The 236-nt window shown below is 66.1% G+C and carries 1 protein-coding gene; it reads right to left on the reverse strand.

Annotation, left to right across the window (positions count from 1 at the left end):
* Nucleotides 1-202, reverse strand: a 202-nt coding sequence (locus M2D63_RS26115) for a hypothetical protein (protein WP_285865924.1), incomplete at its 3' end; no start/stop codon positions are given.
* Between the last annotated feature and the right edge of the window lie 34 nt (nucleotides 203-236).

The raw sequence follows: 236 nt of genomic DNA on the forward strand, positions 1-236 counted from the left end.
TCACGGCGACCTGCTGGGCGTGGGCCGCCTTGAGCTGGGTGGCGACTTCCTCTTCGCTCTCGACGCGGATCACCAGCTTGGTAATCAGGCGGTAGAAGCTGGCGTCGGTGCCGATGGCCAGGGTCGAGAGCGGGTCGTCGAAACGGCGCTCGCGGGGAATCAGGTGTTCAACCGTGTCGAGGAACGCGGCAGGCTGACTCATGCAATCTCCTCGCGGGGCCTGGCATCTGACGCGC

Origin of the sequence: Pseudomonas sp. BJa5 (genome assembly GCF_030272875.2) — a bacterium.
In the GTDB taxonomy this organism is placed as follows: Bacteria; Pseudomonadota; Gammaproteobacteria; order Pseudomonadales; family Pseudomonadaceae; genus Aquipseudomonas.